This window comes from Comamonas sp. B-9 (genome assembly GCF_000410635.1).
Lineage (GTDB): Bacteria > Pseudomonadota > Gammaproteobacteria > Burkholderiales > Burkholderiaceae_C > Comamonas.
On the sequence record NZ_APCR01000460.1, the window covers coordinates 1 to 13,984 of the forward strand.

A 13,984-nucleotide genomic window follows, 5' to 3' on the forward strand; every position below is an offset into this window, starting at 1 on the left:
GCGGCCGTGGTGCGGTTGGGCAGAGCCACCTCCATGCGCGTGGGAGGCAGGCGGTTGTTCAGGCCCAGAATGGCGCCAAGGCTGACAGTGCGCGCCATTACCCGCCCCGCTTTCTGGCTGCGGCCTGGTGGTTGGTTGCTGGGAGGAATGGCATGCCAGACAGTGTTCCCTGCCTGCGCTCTCAATGCGAACCCCACAGGGGTGCTGGTAAATAGAAAAACCCTCCCGGGTACGATGGCAGTTCCGCAACTTCCATCCCGAGAGGGCTTTATGACTCTTTCATCTCAAACTTGCCCGTTATGCGGCCAGACCGCGTCTTTCGTCATCACTTCCAAACCACATGGCAAGCGCTTTACCTGCGAACAGTGCACGAAATTTTGGATCGATGACTATTCAGAAGATTACCTTTCAGCGATCCCTGAGATGGCAGTTTCAGAGATGAAAGCGACACTCAGTGGGAAAGCACGAAAAACCGCCGAAGGTCACCTCTATGTGATCCGAGAGCCGAAACCCAGCGAAATTACTGGCGATGGGCATGGTGTGGCGCGCACATCTCTCGTAACTGAATGGGTTAGCGTTCAAGGTCAGTCTTAAACACAGGGGCAGGATCAGCTTCACAGACTAAAGCACCCGATTCTCCTGAAAGCATCAGGTGACGCCCAGAAGTCACCTGCAACTGTTGGTGAGCAGGCAGAAGTCCGTTGATGATGATCATTCGGCCATCGCCAAATCCCTGAGCCAGCCCGTTGGCATAGACCTTGTAAACCTTCTGCGCTTCCGCATCGACACCGATCCATACTGGCAAGCCATCTGAGCCATTACCGACCTGAAGCGCAGACGGGTCCAAATTGGCCAGGAATACACTGGCGTCCTCTGATTGGGTCATGTGCTTGCCCCTTGACTAAATGGCCAGCTCAGAGATCCGAGTGTTGATGCGATGCTTCAGTACTCGGACCTGCTCGATCTGCGCGGCAATGCGTCCACCGATGGGCGAGCTGGCATGTGCCTTTGCCTCATTGCAGCCTTCACCTGTAGGCAGATCGCGGCAGACTGGAGCCACGCGCTCTACGAATACGGCCACGGCATCGGTCAAGCTGGTCAACTCGACCTCAAGTGCAGAGAGAACACCCTCCAGCTCAGATTGAGCTCTTGGAGCTGCGCTGCGTTGCGGATCCTTAATTAAGTCGGCAAGGCGGTTATGTGCTTGGTTCATCCACTTCCTCCACGCCGCCCACCGAGGCGGCTTTTGCGTATCTTCGGCGGATGGGGGGAGTTGGGCTAACCCTACGGGGGGGGAACATAGGACAAGTTAAGAGTTGCGCTTGACGGCAAAGACTCCAAGAACTCTTTTCATGCGCTCTGCCTTTGCAACGTCTTGTTTGCACAAAGCTTTCAAATCATTTGCAAACCGTCCCAAGCCCACAATATAAGCATCATATAGAGAATAACTACTTTGAAAAACCGCCGCTTCGCCAAGCGTATCACTTGCTATAGAGTCAAGTTTTTTTAAATATTGCTCGCTCCAATCTTGGCTGCCATAATATTGAATTTGTCTTGCAGCCCCCTTTGCTGACAGATTTGACCCCGATGTAAATGTGTGTAGAATTCCACATCGAGCAGCCCACAAATCCATTTCATTGCATCTAAATTTGCCATTTGGCAACAAATAATCTTTCACCCACGTTTTAAAAGTCTCGCTTGATGCTTGATCCACACTGTTAGCGGCATTCAACAAACCCATAGCATCAATTGAAGCATACATGACGACCAAACACTGACCCATCAATTCATTACTGTGCAACATATATGCTGCATTTTCTGCATTTGCATGCCAGTTATCGATAAGCTCATTTGTATTAAAATCCATAAAAACCTTTTCAAATATTGCAAAACTTGCAAAGGCTATTTTGGCATAAATTTTTGCTTTAAAACGATCACAGCAAGAAGTAAGAATAAATAAATTACGCTAATTTTAACAATGGAATTCTTGATTAATTTAATATTTATTCATCCAATTAAATTAACCAAATATGACGATATGGATCAGTAGTAGCTGCGAAGGACTGCGCCTAAGTCTTTTATCAAATAATCAAACTTTGACTCCATTTCCCTCTCGAGATCTTCCGCGTCGTGAAGATCCTTTAATGCAAGTTGCTTAGAGATGGTTTGCATAAAGGACCTAATGCCATCCCGTATCTCTGTGTTCTCCACTCTCTCTAACAAAATAGTGGTATTTCGGACGGCTACACTTCTTCTTTGCACGGTCTCGTCAGTCAGGCGCACACCTCCCCATTTGTCAGTTTTCGCAAACTCCTTAAATTGCTCATAGTGGACTTTTCGAAACATCCTTTCCACATCATGGATCGACTCCTGCAGGTCCAGCAACGTGGTTCGCTGAAAGTCCTTGGCTTTCTCGCGACGCTCCTCTTTCTGCTTGTCGCTCTGCATGTTGCGGGAAACGGTGCTGGCAATCCAGGTCGTCCCGATACTGGTCAGGGCACCAACAAGAGTACCGATGAACCCCCAGGCTGCTGCGTCCATGCATCCCCCCTTGTCAAAGAAAAGCCCTCCAGAGAGGGCTGAATGGCTATTTGAATTTCTCTAGATAACGAGAGAAGACCCAGCCCTGAATTTGGGCATCGCTGTCCTCGCCCTTACCTTGCCATTGGATCAGTGTGAAGTCGCCTTCGTTCTTCAGAATCTCCACTGTGTATCCGAATTTCAAGCCTCCCACCAAAGGCGATCTCGAACGCGGGTTTTGACGTACCGTTAACTCTTTAACTGACACGAACCGATGGGAGTTAAGAAATTCGGGAGAACCGAAGTACCTTCTTGCATGCTCCTGAACTGCTTTCGTCTCCCCTTGAGGGCTGCCGCCAAGGCCATGTGGAGCGTATTGGGTCATCATTACGCCAACTTGCCAGTTTAAAATAGCCTTTAATATCTCCACAAATATTGCGATCAGAAGAACTTTAACCCACGGGTTTTCTTGCTTAGAAACAACTTCAGCTGCATGTGTTGCGTATTGCTTGAGATCCGATTTGATGACCTCCGCGCTAACCAATTTACTTGCAGTAGTTACAAGTACTGATTGCTCCGTTTCATCAAAATTAGAGTTCCCCAGCTCGACCTCAAGCCAATTTGGAATTAATCCTTCCAAAGTCTCCTGCGCACTTTTAAATGCATCAAGGCTCGAATTTAAGCTCTCTAGATAAGCAGCTCCTGCTTCAAAGCCGGAGTATTTTTTTATCAGCTCAGATTGAGCAAGATTGTCAAGAAAAAAGGTATCTCGAAATGCCCACAACTTGCCGGCGTAGTCAGACCCTGGAAATTCAGTCCGCTCCTTGATACGCCTCATTCCACTTAGATCGTCTAACTGCGAGACTGCCTCTCGAGCGCTTTGAAAGACGTCTCCCACGACCATCTTCCTAGCCTGCTCAGAAAGTTTTCCGCTCACCGCCTCCCACGCCAAATTAGGAACCAATACTTTCTTCAGTTGCTCCTGCACTTCCAATGCTGTTTCGAGCGCAGGATTCATGTAAGAAGCGGGCAGTGCCGCCCTTTTCATCTTTTCCAATTCAGAAACGTAGTCATTGAGGCCCAGACTCGTTCGGTACTGCTCCATCATTTCACGAGCGGTCTTGCTGCTGGAATCTTCTGGAAAAAGGTTCATGGTTTTGGCTTGAGGTGACTAGGGTGAGTTGGACTGCTCGGAACATAGAAAGGTCCTCCGGAAAGGACTCAACCCTTCCATTTCGTTTCAAGCAGCACTGCAACTGAAGTAACGTTGCGCAGTTCCTTTAACCCCTGAGACTTGCGATAGGCGTGTATGCCGCTGATGAACTGCTTCAATAAATGAATCTGCTCCTTCAGTTCATAGATACGTTTGTCCATGCGCGCAAATTTTTCGCTCGATCTACCGACGGGCCCAGGTGGAGACTCAGACTTCAACAGCTCTTGGTGAGCTGCATTTGCTGGTCCAGCCTTGTCGTAGACCTTCTCTAGTTCGGCAAGAGCCTTGTCAAGTTCGGATTCGTAAAGATGCAGTCCGTATTGGCTGACTAGCTCCGCTGGAAGCTGATTCAGCAACTTTCCAACGGTATCTGCAGATTGGTGGCTCTTGAAGAACTCCATGCGCTCCGCATCGATCTGCTCCTTCAATCTTGCGTTCTCAATGCGCAAGCTAGCCAACTCAAAGCCTTCCTGAAAAGCCTGTTCCTCGGTGGTATGAGAGGACTCGAAGCTACCTTCAAGGCGACTGGTGATCTCCGCGTTCATGCTGCGGCCAGCCTCTTTAGAAGCCTCTTCGATCTTTTCTTTCAGCTCCGAAGGTAGCCGGATCTTCATTTGTGGGTCTTCTCTGCTCATTCGCCAATCATAAACCACAGTGGTTCATGTGGGTATTGCAAATGATGGATCACCGTGGTTTAATTCAGTAATGGATCACGGTGGTTCATTGAAAGGAAAGTATGCAAGGAAACAAACAACGCGCGCCCTCTCCGGTGCGACTACCAGAAGACCTCAAAGTTTGGTTGAAACATAGGGCAATTGATAACCGTCGCTCGTTCAACAGCGAAATCACCGTCCGCTTGGAACAAAGCCGTGCAGCCGAAGAAGCAGCCCAGCAAAAAGGAGCCACAGCATGACCAACATCGCCAACATCAACAACACGCCGATCACAATGACCAGCCGTGAGATTGCGGAACTCGTAGGGAAAAATCACGCCGATGTCATGAGAGATATCCGCAATCTGGTTGAGCAACTCACGAAAGCAGAATTGCTTTCATGCGCGGAATCAACGACTTACATTGGAAAGGATGGCCGATCGTATCCACAGTACGAGTTGGACAAGGACACCACGCTGACCTTGCTGCTGGGATACGACGCTGTCGCACGGATGAAGGTGGTGAAACGCTGGCAAGAGCTGGAAATTAAAGTTGAGCAGCCTCGCGTGCCTCAATCTATGCCAGAGGCGCTGCGCTTGGCGGCGGAAGCCATCGAGCAGCGCGACCAGCTTGCCCTGGAAAACAAATTTCAAGCAGAAGCGTTAGCCGATGCTGCACCCAAGGTTGAAGCATTGGATCGTTTCGCCAATTTGGACGGCAAGCACACAGTTCGCCCCGCTGCCAAATTGCTGGGGGTAGTTGAGAGCCATCTCACTAAGTGGTTGCTGATCCACAAGTGGTACTACCGCGACCATAGTGGGCGCCTCTGCGCATATGCAGACAAGATTTCCTCCGGTTACCTCGACACCATCCCGGTCGAGATCAAACGAACGGAAGGCGTCCAAGTAGTACAGCAGCCGGTCATCCTACAGAAAGGACTGGCAAAAATCGCAGAGTTGCTAGCCAAGGACGGGATGTTGCGGAGGAGCGCGGCATGAGTGCGGAAATAGATGGCCAACTGACAACCGAGGGCAAGTTGCTGTGTGGGGCAATCCTGATTGCTGGCCTTTTTGAACAAGGACGAGTGCTGGTCTCAGACAGTGCAGATGCGGAAGCAACACGAGTCTTGCAGCAGGTCCTATCAGCAATGCAGGCTCTAAAAGCGGAGGCAGCAACGTGGCCAGCAGCTATCCAATGAACTCCGCAAAAAGTGATGCCCCAACGGCTAGAACCCGTTGAGGCATCGGATGTGAAAGCTCTTACGCAAGAAAGATCACAAAATGGATCGTACAACACCCGACAAGGCAGCGCAAGCCTGCACCTATATGCACTTGTATCTACAAATGCATAGCGACATGCTACGGGCTTATGGCAGATATTTACCACCCGCGCAGACAAATGAAATCGCCCGCCTTGGACATGCCATGTGGAACGAGATCGCACAGGCCAAGCAAGCAGTTCTCTGCCAAAACGATGCATCCTTCCAGCGCTTCAAAGCCAGGATCGTAAAGAAGCCTCGCAAGAATTCGAAGCTCTGGCGCGAGTTGCACGGCTAATTCTCGCGATTCGTCTCCCACTCCCAGCCAACACGCTCCATGAACTCGACATACGCCACCGCCATCACAAACTGGTTCACCTCGCGCTGGCAGCGCGGGCCCAGGGTGCACATTGCACCGACGGCCCGCCATCTCCCCGTGCAGGTGCCAGATGATGTCCGAGGCCTGTTTTATCGAGGCGAGGTGCATGTTGTTGCTCAGCAAATGCCTGACACCCTTGCTCAAACCCTTGTTCACGAGGCTGTTGGCCACTACGGCATGCGCAAGTGGCTGGGCGCCGAGTGGCCTACCTTCATGCGAGCCATTCAGAACGGTGCGAAGTCGGGAGATATGGGTCTGCGGCAGCTGCAGACCCATATCCGTCAGACCTATGTGGATGACGCCGGGAGCTATCAACTCTCTGCGCGCGGGGAGGCGGATGAAATCTGTGCTTACACGGCCGAGGAGCTAATCTGCTTTCAGACCGGCACACTGCGCCCAGACAAAGCCTGGCAGAAGGCATTCCTTGCTACGCGAGGCCGGCTGATCCGAGAGGGGCTTTTGCTTGAGGGGAGTGTCTCACGCGAGGAGCTGGAGGGCGCCCTATTCCTGGCAGCTAAGCACATGGAAGGATGGCCATGGATGCAGGCTCAGGGACGGATTTCCAAGTTTTTGGAGTTGTGCGGTAATATCTTGGGCATGGCACCCAAGTTCGACCCTCTGAAACGACCTCCGACCTACCTGGAGAACATGGAGCTTCTTCGTCGTGCAGATAAGCAGGTGCAGGATAAGGAAGACCGAAAAGCTCTTTTTGAGATCTTCATAGGTGTATTGGGACTTGCCGGCCTGATTGGCGGAGTGCTTGTCTTCTTTTTCAGTTTCTTCGGCCGTTGATCGAATTCCTGACCCATGGCCAAATTCGACCCTCTCAAACGTCCTCCTACCTACCTAGAGAGCATGGAGCTTTTGCGCCGTGCTGACCAGCAGGTGAAGGATAAAGAGGAACGCGCCTTCCTTTGGAGCGGTATGGTGGGCATTGTCTGTCTAATCGGCATGGTTGGTGGAATCGGCCTCATGATCTTTGGCGTTGGCCAGATGATCTTCGGCCGCTGATCCACTCGCCCCCCCACGAAGCCCACCTCAGTGGAAAAGCGGCAGCGCAGGCTGAATCTCTGCCTCCAGCCTGTGGTGCTCGGATTCAAAGAATGGAATCTGGCGTTTGCGGTCGAGCATCAGGCGCGAGCCAAAGGACGCCTTCACCTTGGACTCAACCTCTTTGGCAATGAGAGCCTGCATCTGCCTCCACAGGCCTTGGGCCTGCTGGTTCAGTGCGTCGCGCATGCGGTAGAACTCCTCAACCAGACGCACCTTGCACTCGATGACCACAGGACTGTTTCGCAGCATGGCGATCAGCAGTGTGGATTGCTGTTCGTTCAGGAGCGCAAACTCCACATCTCCACCGCCATGCTGACCTTTGGATCTTGGTCGGATTTCAAATCTGACCATCCCAAATCGCTCTAGGTTAGCTTGATGCTTGCGCACCAGCTTGATGACGCTGGCGTGCGAAAGCTTTACACCGGCAGCCAAAGCTTCGGAGGATGCGAGCAACTCACCATCGAAAACAGCAACTATGGGGGTGATTTTTTCAATCGCATCCATGACTCAGCCCTCCAGTCCCATCGCTTTTTTGATCTCGTTCACCGGCCAGGCGAGTCGGCCATTGATCCGGATGGGAGTGACGGGACCATTGCGTGCACCGCAAGCCCATAGCTGCAGCGTCTGCTTGGCGCGGTTAAGGTGATGCGCTGCCTCAGCGGTGGTGAGATGCGAGCGCGATTCTTGCATTAGGGGAACGGGCTTTGCTGCCATGGCTTATACCTTTGCGGCATTGAACATGGCTTCTCATTGTTTGCATGGCGGCAGAACGGACAAACCCTACAGGGGGTAGCTAGAGCCATGCCCCAGTGTCACCACCGGTGCGATGAGAGTCGAACCCCACAGGGTGGAAGCGAAAAGCAGACAGTGCGTCGAAATTTGCTTGACCAGCATCAACCTTCCGCAGTGATGAACATTGTGTTTAAAAAATACATTCGTCATAAATCAAATGAATACGTATACTCATGTAAGCAATTACACACTATTCACTAATTCACACTGCGTAAAGAGAGACCAAAGTGATGCAATTAACTAAACCTAAGATGCGCTCCGTCCTATCAGCCTCTGCAGCCGCATTCGCCCTTTTGGCGGCACCAGCCCATGCTGCACTGGTCAATTTCTATAGCGCAACGGGAAAACTAGGACTGTCGGTTGATGGCTGCGGGACCGTCTCAGACAAATGCAACATCGATGTGAATAAGCCAAGTTCTTCGGCAACAGTGAAAACTGCTTTCCTGATGACGGCCAGTAGTGGTTTCTCGGGAGCCGTACTTGCAAACGCATCCATATCGCTTGCTGGGCAGCCGGTCAATTGGGTCGAGTCTCTTCCAAACGGCATTGGATCTAACAACTATCGTGCGGATGTCACCAGCATCATCAAACCAATTCTTGATCCTGCTGCTGTAGGAATAAGTGGAATTGAAGTGGATGAATCCGTCGCTGGAAGCAGTCTTGTTGATGGAAGCATTTTGGTTGTGGTTTTTGATGATCCCAGCCAGCCAAAGGCTTCAAGCGTATTGTTGAACTTTGGTGCTCAGGAGATCATGGGTGACACCTTTAACGTGACGCTTGCCTCACCTATCGACCCTGCTGTCCCTGGTTCGCAGCTTGATATGGGATTAGGTATCTCGTTTGGATACCAGGAAGGAACTACTGGCCAAAACAGCGTTGTTCAAGTCAATGGTCAAACCCTCACATCATCTGCAGGTGGAGACGACGATGGCGAACACAGCGATGGCGCTCTCATCACTGTCGGGGGACTGGGCGACAGCAATGACAACCCCGCAGATCCATTGGCACCTTCAACCAATGCACGTTCAGATGATGAACTTTATTCTCTGTTGCCGTTTTTAAGTTCAAGCACGACATCGATTTCTACGTACACCATCAATGCCTCGTCAGACGACAACATTTTCTTTGCCTACTTCCAAAGCTCTTCTCCTGCCATCATCGGCGCAGGCATCCTGCTGAGCCAGACTGTCGACACGCACACCGTGGGTGCGCAGCACACTGCTCAAGCCGTCATCAACGATGACAACGGAGTGCCCCAGCCAAATGTCAGTGTCACCTTCACTGTCACCGCCGGCCCAAATGCTGGAGCTACGTTCACCGGTACTACTGATGCTGAAGGCAAGGTCAACTTCACATACGCTGGCAATGGTGGTGTAGGCACCGACACCATAGAAGCTTCATTCGTTTTGACTGGGAACACCATCACCTCGAACACATTGGATGTAACCTGGACTGCACCGGTGGTAACAGCCCCCAAAACAGTTCCGTCAGTTCAAGGATGGGGTCTGATTCTCCTGACGACTTTGCTCGGCATGCTTGGCGTCGCAAGGGTGCGGAGAGTTCCACAGAAAAGCACTTGATCCCTCAGGGAGAACAGTGACCAGCAGCCCGCAGACGCGGGCTTTTTTGCGTCCTGCTGTTATTAGCTCGGGTTATCCCTGTCACTAATTTCAGTGATGGACAGTGCGCAACAATCTGTTTAAATTTATAGCTTTATAGAAAATTCCGACCATCATTGCTTGGTCCTTCCAACACCCCTTTCCTTCAAGCAATTCAAAGCACTGAATAACTATCGTGAAGGATGTGTTCACCCGCTTCAATTCGGAGCTCAACTCTCAGGAGAAAAGATGAAAATTACGACTCTATTGGCTACAGCCGGATTAGTGTTTTCAGCCCAATCCTGGGCAATTGACACCACTGGCTGGACATGCAGCAATCTGATTGGGTGTGGTACATCAACAGCCGATGGAGTCGTAACTGACGCGCCTGTTGCAGGCACCACCGGGTATGCGTGGGTCAGTACTCAGCAAAGCTCAGGCGGTGCCACACCACCAGATTTTGAAACGTCTAATCTCCCCACTGGGGTTCCGACGGCTGACGTAAAAAGCGGCGCTACATACACATCTCCAACGTTTGCAGTTCCTGCATCAAACTCGCCTGTTAGTTTCCAATTCAACTACGTGACCAGTGACGGTGGAGAATTTTCAGATTTTGCTTGGGCGAGACTATTGGACAGCTCTGGAAATGAAGTGGCACTTCTTTTCACTGCTCGAACTGACCCGGTAGCATCGGTCGTTCCAGGCAACGGAATGCCTCCACATCAAGCTACGTTGACACCTCCAAGCGTTCCAATCATTCCGGGGGCACCCACTTGGGCTCCACTAGGAACTGTCAACGATGGCTCTGGCGGATGCTGGGACGACGGGTGTGGCTATTCCGGTTGGGTTGAAGCTACCTACGTGGTCGCAAATCCTGGGGCATATAGATTAGAGGTAGGTGTGGTCAATTGGTCTGACAACGGTTATCAGTCCGGACTCGCCGTCGATGGACTACTTGTGGCAGGACAACCGCCTTCAAGTTTGGCTCTGACGAATCCTGGAACATTGCCAGCCTTTACCAAGCCTGTGTACTCTGGGTCAGTTGCGAACCCCGGGACATCAACCACTGTAGACCTTGTTATCACTGGTCCTAATGGATATGTCGAAAACATTCAGGCTACTCTGAATCCGGACAATACCTACAGCACTCAAGGTGCTGGATTGCCCGCCGGCCAGTACTCCGTGACCGCTACCCTCACAGGAACCAGTAGCACTCAGACGCAAGAATTTACTGTGACAGCGCCTCCTCCACCAACCGCCCCTAAGACAGTCCCTACCCTGGGCGGCATTGGTCTGCTGCTGCTCTCGGGGCTGGTTGCCGGATCCATGGGCCTCATGCGCCGACGCAAGTCGAACTGACCAAGAGCCCTCGTCAGAGGGCTTTTTCATGAGCATCTGTCACATCTTCTTTCCAACTCTGTTGCGAAAGCAACTAAAAACATCGATTTGTAAGTGTTCGTCAGTTCTGATTTGTATGATCTTATTCATGAATTGGATGACCGACGAAACACACGATCAAGAATGCGTATCGCTGAAGGAAATTTTGCCTCCAAGACTTTGGAGGGCCCTTGCTAGAAACGGGATGACGACCATGGGAGAGGTACGACGGCTATACCCCGAGGGGCTGCTCCAAATGTCCGACATAGGTCCCCGTGCGTTCAGGAAGATTGAAGCGCTTCTTTTCCCTGGCCAGTACTATGTACCTGACTTCCGGGACGATCTGAAGAGCGATACCCTTGATGGGAAATCTAAGTACCGACCTGCTCTATGGCGCTTGCTCATGGAACTCCAGAGGGCAGATAGGGAGTCGGCACAAGCTGGGTCCAGGAGCTAGGATGACTCCGCGTTCAAATTTATGATGCGTGCATATGAAAGAAGACACAACCACGCCGCAAGCCGAAACACCCCTGGGTGACGTACTTCAGCCCCGAGTGAAGCGTATTCTCGAAAGGAATGGGATTCATACGGTGGAAGCGTTGCGCATGGCCTATCCGCATCAGCTCGTAAAGATGTGGGGCCTGGGCATGTTCCGCTTCCGAACGATTGAGAAAGCGTTCTTCCCAGGCAAGGCATTTACACCGGCGCGGGTCTATGCACCAGTACGGCACATCCGAGGCTCATCTCTTAACGGAGCCCTCGACCCAGCGACAGTCAAGGTCCTGTTCGATGCTGGAATCACTACGCCCGAGCAGCTGAAGGCGGTGGAACCGGCTGAGCTTCTCAAGATCAAGGGCCTCGGTGTGAACAGGCTTCGCGAAATCGAGAGAGCATTCTTTCCAGGTCAACACTCCGAGCTGCCGCGCGGCAGGAGGCAGGCGGCAGTGGACGACGCTGCCTGACTTGTGAATGTGGCGTGCACAGGTTGAGGGTGCTGGAAGGCGTGCTTCCGCCAATCATCGACCAAGAGAAGCCATGTAAGCTTATGTAAGGAAAATGCTGGTAGGATCTCCAGTAGCTGCTCATCATCTCATGGGGTTATTGCAAGTAAAGACAGATTTCAACAACTTCTGAAAGTTGTCGCAAATATATGATTCTTAAAGCTTATTACGGTATACTGCGCAACCAGAACATTTGTTAACAAACAACACTTCATCTCTTTGTAGGAGGACATGCAGAACGCTCTTGCATCCTTCTCAGCGCGAAGTTAACCTATGGGTTAAAATTGAAAGTCAAGCTGCTCTTCGAAGACAAATTTAAGATCGTTGCCACGATGGAGGGCGAGGAGTGCCCAACAGAGCAATTCTTGGAAACGGGGGAGCAAGGCACAGCAGCGGCCAGGCTGGGCTTGGTCGAAATTTTAGAGTTTCTGGCCGCGAATGGGCTTGAGAAAGCTTCTCACGCATGGGTGCATGAAGCCAACAAGAGGGAGCAGATCTTTGAATTCATCAAAGGACCACTTCGGCTGTTCTTCTTCAAAGGTTCAAATGGGCAGATCGCCGTATGCACTGGTGGGGTGAGGAAAACAGGGCCTAAAGCTAACAAGAGTGCCGTAGCGAGGGCTGCGGACTTGCGGAATAGCTATTTGGCCTCAATTAGTGATGACACATTGGAGATCATCGAAGATGAAGAAGATTAGCAAAGTACTCAAAGATTTTGTGGAACAAGCCCGCAAGACCGATGAATATTGGGTCGAGGCTGCAAAGCTTCGCTTTGCTGTTAGCCTTGACCATCAACGCGTACGAGCCGGATTGACATATAAGGAAGTTTCCGAAAAGCTCAAAACAAGCGCTGCATACATTAGTAAAGTATTTCGTGGCGATAGCAATGTAACTATCGAAAGCATGGTCAAACTTGCTCGCGCAACTGGTGCACGACTTGAAATTCGAGTTATCGATGAATCAGAGGAGTCATTCAATTGGGAAGTAAAAGATTATGTTTCCGCACTTGAGAATGTAAACACCCATAAGCCACTCTCTATCGGGCGAGGAGGGGCTACAGTTTACAGCTTCCCTAACGCTGTGAATGATCCTAACTGCGATTTAGACCGATACGCCGCATGACAAATAGAGCTGATTCTCACCCAATCTCTCTGGAGAATTTACTTTTCACTAAGTGTATTGTCGAGGCGGTTTCAGGATATAGCTCTGGAGGACAGGAAAGTCCTCCGCCGAGTAATAATATCGAAGTGAAGCCATTTCCGGATCGCCAAAACGTGTGGGTAGCTACCATGCGGACGGTTGTAAACTCCGAAAAAGATAAGCAATATCCATATCATGTTGACATGGAGTGCATGGCGATAATTCATTCTGATGAATCCCTCGATGATGCGACCTCTAAGCGGGGTGTTCTTATAACTGCCCATAGTGTTTTGTATGGTGCCATACGTGAAACGGTCGCATGGCTTACTGGCCGACAACCTTACGGCCCTCTCCTGCTTGGATTGTCAATCCTCCAAACCCATAAGCCCAAAGAAACTGAGTCTTAAATATAGAAGTCACCTCCGGGTGGCTTTTCTTTTGCCTGCGCTGTAGCATCCAAAGAGGAGGCAGCTATGACCAAATCAGTAGACCCCTACATCGAGACCTTCCGCCTGCAGGCCGAGCGCATGGACGAGCTGGGCATCCCTTGTGACCCAGATGCTGCAATGGTGCTTCTGGCTCAGTTCATGGCCGAGATCGAGGGAAGCATCTCTGAAGAAGAAATGTTCTCCCTTGCCGAGATCGGTGGACACCTCTTCCGAGAGGGGATGCGACGAAAGATGATTCGCCGCGTGAAGTAAACAAACCGCCTCAGGGCGGTTCTTTGTTGCGTCGCTACCTCTCCACCAGCCCCCACCCTCCAGGCACCTCGACGGCTCTCACCTCAATTGCGCTACCATCCCCCCATGCGCCCAACCCTAGCCGCCCTAGCCCTGCTCCTGGCCTCACCAGCCATGGCTGCGAACTACGCCACCTGCATCCTGGACAAGGCCCCTGCTGCGCAGAACGACGTTGCGGCCCACGCCATCATGCAGTCGTGCCTGGTTCACTAGCGCGGCACCAGTCGCCAGCCTCCTGGCGTGTTGATTTCCATGCAAACC

The 13,984-nt window shown here is 51.5% G+C and carries 21 protein-coding genes; 13 read left to right on the forward strand and 8 right to left on the reverse strand.

The genetic code is table 11. From position 1 onward, the window contains the following. Positions 1-270: 270 nt before the first annotated feature. Entirely contained in the window at positions 271-594 is a 324-nt protein-coding gene (locus H928_RS31325; protein ID WP_148293034.1) for a hypothetical protein, read from the forward strand. On the opposite strand, the gene H928_RS0104380 is transcribed toward H928_RS31325, so the two are convergent. The 6 genes from H928_RS0104380 to H928_RS29990 form a co-directional block, all read right to left on the reverse strand. After that, entirely contained in the window at positions 572-886 is a 315-nt protein-coding gene (locus H928_RS0104380; protein WP_021025421.1) for a hypothetical protein, read from the reverse strand. The two genes, H928_RS31325 and H928_RS0104380, sit on opposite strands and share 23 nt — an antisense overlap. 15 nt (positions 887-901) lie before the next feature. Then, a complete protein-coding gene (locus H928_RS31330; RefSeq protein WP_148293035.1) occupies positions 902-1,213 on the reverse strand; it encodes a hypothetical protein in 312 nt (103 codons plus the stop codon). 96 nt (positions 1,214-1,309) lie between these two features. Then, positions 1,310-1,867: a hypothetical protein gene (locus H928_RS31335; RefSeq protein WP_148293036.1), complete on the reverse strand. Its 558-nt coding sequence runs from the start codon at positions 1,865-1,867 to the stop codon at positions 1,310-1,312. A 176-nt stretch (positions 1,868-2,043) separates the two neighbouring features. After that, positions 2,044-2,541: a hypothetical protein gene (locus H928_RS0104390; protein ID WP_021025423.1), complete on the reverse strand. Its 498-nt coding sequence runs from the start codon at positions 2,539-2,541 to the stop codon at positions 2,044-2,046. Positions 2,542-2,587: 46 nt separating this feature from the next. Then, on the reverse strand, positions 2,588-3,673 hold the full coding sequence (locus tag H928_RS0104395; protein WP_084635685.1) for an SH3 domain-containing protein: 1,086 nt from the start codon (positions 3,671-3,673) through the stop codon (positions 2,588-2,590). Between the two features lie 68 nt (positions 3,674-3,741). After that, positions 3,742-4,368 carry an Arc family DNA-binding protein gene (locus tag H928_RS29990; protein WP_021025425.1) on the reverse strand — a complete coding sequence of 209 codons (627 nt, stop codon included), beginning with the start codon at positions 4,366-4,368 and terminating at the stop codon, positions 3,742-3,744. A 101-nt stretch (positions 4,369-4,469) separates the two neighbouring features. On the opposite strand from H928_RS29990, the gene H928_RS30590 reads away from it, so the two are divergent. From H928_RS30590 to H928_RS0104425, 6 genes are all read left to right on the forward strand, one after another. Further along, positions 4,470-4,646, forward strand: coding sequence for an Arc family DNA-binding protein (locus tag H928_RS30590; protein ID WP_084635686.1), 177 nt, complete (start codon positions 4,470-4,472; stop codon positions 4,644-4,646). Next, complete coding sequence (locus tag H928_RS29995) at positions 4,643-5,383, forward strand: phage regulatory protein/antirepressor Ant (RefSeq protein ID WP_021025426.1); 741 nt, start codon at positions 4,643-4,645, stop codon at positions 5,381-5,383. The genes H928_RS30590 and H928_RS29995 overlap by 4 nt, the downstream gene beginning before the upstream one ends. Beyond that, a complete protein-coding gene (locus tag H928_RS31340) occupies positions 5,380-5,583 on the forward strand; it encodes a hypothetical protein (RefSeq protein ID WP_148293037.1) in 204 nt (67 codons plus the stop codon). Before H928_RS29995 ends, H928_RS31340 begins: the two co-directional genes overlap by 4 nt. Before the next feature lie 82 nt (positions 5,584-5,665). Then, the gene (locus H928_RS31345; RefSeq protein ID WP_148293038.1) at positions 5,666-5,941 is read left to right on the forward strand and encodes a hypothetical protein; all 276 of its coding nucleotides are present in this window, start codon (positions 5,666-5,668) and stop codon (positions 5,939-5,941) included. 39 nt (positions 5,942-5,980) lie between these two features. Next, a complete protein-coding gene (locus H928_RS0104420) occupies positions 5,981-6,814 on the forward strand; it encodes a hypothetical protein (protein WP_148293039.1) in 834 nt (277 codons plus the stop codon). A gap of 15 nt (positions 6,815-6,829) precedes the next feature. Next, positions 6,830-7,033, forward strand: a complete 204-nt coding sequence (locus tag H928_RS0104425; RefSeq protein WP_021025430.1) for a hypothetical protein — start codon at positions 6,830-6,832, stop codon at positions 7,031-7,033. Between the two features lie 27 nt (positions 7,034-7,060). On the opposite strand, the gene H928_RS0104430 is transcribed toward H928_RS0104425, so the two are convergent. Continuing rightward, positions 7,061-7,579, reverse strand: a complete 519-nt coding sequence (locus tag H928_RS0104430) for a Rha family transcriptional regulator (protein ID WP_021025431.1) — start codon at positions 7,577-7,579, stop codon at positions 7,061-7,063. Between the two features lie 3 nt (positions 7,580-7,582). Further along, entirely contained in the window at positions 7,583-7,789 is a 207-nt protein-coding gene (locus H928_RS30595) for a hypothetical protein (RefSeq protein WP_084635687.1), read from the reverse strand. 308 nt (positions 7,790-8,097) lie between these two features. On the opposite strand from H928_RS30595, the gene H928_RS31350 reads away from it, so the two are divergent. From H928_RS31350 to H928_RS0104455, 6 genes are all read left to right on the forward strand, one after another. Further along, positions 8,098-9,447 carry an IPTL-CTERM sorting domain-containing protein gene (locus H928_RS31350; RefSeq protein WP_148293040.1) on the forward strand — a complete coding sequence of 450 codons (1,350 nt, stop codon included), beginning with the start codon at positions 8,098-8,100 and terminating at the stop codon, positions 9,445-9,447. A 267-nt stretch (positions 9,448-9,714) separates the two neighbouring features. Then, positions 9,715-10,824 (forward strand): NF038132 family protein, encoded by a 1,110-nt coding sequence (locus tag H928_RS34020; protein WP_148293041.1) that lies wholly within the window; start codon positions 9,715-9,717, stop codon positions 10,822-10,824. A gap of 509 nt (positions 10,825-11,333) precedes the next feature. Continuing rightward, positions 11,334-11,804: a helix-hairpin-helix domain-containing protein gene (locus H928_RS0104445; protein ID WP_021025434.1), complete on the forward strand. Its 471-nt coding sequence runs from the start codon at positions 11,334-11,336 to the stop codon at positions 11,802-11,804. 323 nt (positions 11,805-12,127) lie between these two features. Then, positions 12,128-12,541 carry a hypothetical protein gene (locus H928_RS0104450; protein WP_021025435.1) on the forward strand — a complete coding sequence of 138 codons (414 nt, stop codon included), beginning with the start codon at positions 12,128-12,130 and terminating at the stop codon, positions 12,539-12,541. Beyond that, the gene (locus H928_RS30600) at positions 12,528-12,965 is read left to right on the forward strand and encodes a helix-turn-helix domain-containing protein (protein ID WP_158400470.1); all 438 of its coding nucleotides are present in this window, start codon (positions 12,528-12,530) and stop codon (positions 12,963-12,965) included. The genes H928_RS0104450 and H928_RS30600 overlap by 14 nt, the downstream gene beginning before the upstream one ends. A 491-nt stretch (positions 12,966-13,456) precedes the next feature. After that, positions 13,457-13,684 carry a hypothetical protein gene (locus H928_RS0104455; RefSeq protein WP_021025436.1) on the forward strand — a complete coding sequence of 76 codons (228 nt, stop codon included), beginning with the start codon at positions 13,457-13,459 and terminating at the stop codon, positions 13,682-13,684. Positions 13,685-13,984: the final 300 nt, after the last annotated feature.